Annotated in this window: 1 protein-coding gene; it reads right to left on the reverse strand. The window is 71.0% G+C overall.

Annotated features, from left to right (window positions below; genetic code table 11):
• Positions 1 to 1,946, reverse strand: a 1,946-nt coding sequence (locus ABT095_RS38725) for a condensation domain-containing protein (RefSeq protein ID WP_350534332.1), incomplete at both ends; no start/stop codon positions are given.

Raw genomic sequence — 1,946 nt, forward strand, 5'->3', positions numbered from 1 at the left:
CACACCACCGCCACCGCATCCGGCGTCCGAGCCACCTGCGCCTCGAACACCTCCGCCACCGACAGCACCGGAGCAACAACACCCGTGTCGTTCCAGCCGGTCAGCAGCTGTTCCCGCTCCTCGTCACCGAGGACGCCGACCTCTCCCAGCCGCGTCTGCTCCGGAGCTTCCTCCAGGGCCGCGACCAGATTGGCCAGGCAGGTCTGCAACAGCGATCCCACCTGCTGCGGGTCGATCGAGGCCACCGCGTCGACGGTCAGGCCGAACCTCGTCTGATCGTCGTCGACGGCAATGCTCAGGGGGTAGTTGGTCAGGTCCCGCGTGGAGAGCACGCCGACGCCGTCGAAGCCGTCGTCGAACTTCCGTCCGCCGGCCTGGTTGTGCCGGTAGTTGAAGATCGAGGTGAACAGCGGGCTGCCGCCCGTCATCCCGCTCGCCTGCTGCGCCACCGACAGCGGCGCGTGCTCGTGCACCAGCAGCCCCGCCAACTGGCGCCGCATACCGGACAGTGCCCCGCCCACGCTCTGCCCGTCCAACCGCACGCGCACCGGCAGCGTGTTGAGGAACAGACCCGGCACCCGGTCGGCGCCCGCACCGGAGTTCATCCGGCCGAACAGCACCGTGCCGAACACCACGTCCTCCCGGCCGCTCACCGCGGCCAGCACCCGCGCCCACGCCAGGTGGAGGACGGTGGCCGCACTGACGCCCTCGCGCCGCGCCAACTCACGCACCCGGAGGGCCAGTTCCCCGTCCACCTCGAGACGTGCCTGGCGGGTGGTACTGCCGTCGCCGTACGCGTCCAGCACACCGAAGGGCGCCGTCGGCTCGGTGACGTCGCCGAGCAGCTCGGTGAAGTACCGCTCGTGCTCCTCGCGTGACGTACCCAGGCGGGCCTGGGCGACGAAGTCGCGGAAGGGCAGCGGCTCCGGCAGCGCGTCGCCCCGACCGGACATGATCGCCCGGAGCTCTCCGAGCAGCACGTCCACCGAGGTGTGGTCCTGCACCAGGTGATGGGTCCGCAGCAGTGCCAGCCAGCGGTCACTGCCGGGCTCCGCCGCGATGTGGACCGTCATCAGGGGCGCCCTGGTCAGATCCATCCACGACCCGCCGACGGCCACCAACTGCTCCACCGGGTCAGGGCCCTGCGGGTCCAGCACGACCTCCTGGACCGGCAGCTCCACCCGGCGCGACACCACCTGTACCGGCTCGGCCAGGCCCTCCCACACGAACGCCGTGCGGTAGACGTCATGCCGGTCGATCACCTTCCGCAGCGCGTCCACGAAGGCGTCCACCCGCTCCCGCGAGTCGAATCCCAGCACCGACGGCCGCATGTAGACGTCCGTCTCGGATTCCCGGTCCGCCATCATGTGGTGGAAGAGCATGCCCTCCTGGAGCGGTGCCAGTGGGTAGACGTCGGCCACATTGGCCGCGCCGCCCCCGACCGTGGCCACGACCAGCTCGATCTCCGCCTCGGTGAGCTCCACCAGCGGCAGCATCTGCGGCGTGATCTCCCGCGCGTCGACGGGAATGGCGTTCGCCGGCACCGCGACCCCCTCGGAGGCCTGGGCGACGGCCAGTCCGGCCACCGTCGGGGTCTCGAAGAGCGCCCGCACCGCCACGGACACGCCCCGCACTCGCAGACGTTCCACCAGGGCCACCGCCAGCAGCGAGTGACCGCCCAGCATGAAGAAGTCGTCATCGACCCCGACCGACGGCAGGCCGAGGACCTCGGCGAACGCCTCGCAGAGGATCTCCTCCCGCACACCGGCCGGTGCCCGGCCCCCACCCGTCGCATACTCCGGTGCGGGCAGGGCCTTGCGGTCCAGCTTGCCGTTCACGGTCACCGGCAGCTCGTCCAGCAGCACGACCGCCGACGGCACCATGTAGGACGGCAACCGCTCACCCGCGAACTCCCGCAGCAGGGAGATCAGTTCGTCCGCAGGCGC

This window comes from Kitasatospora sp. NPDC002227, assembly GCF_040296285.1.
GTDB lineage: Bacteria > Actinomycetota > Actinomycetes > Streptomycetales > Streptomycetaceae > Kitasatospora.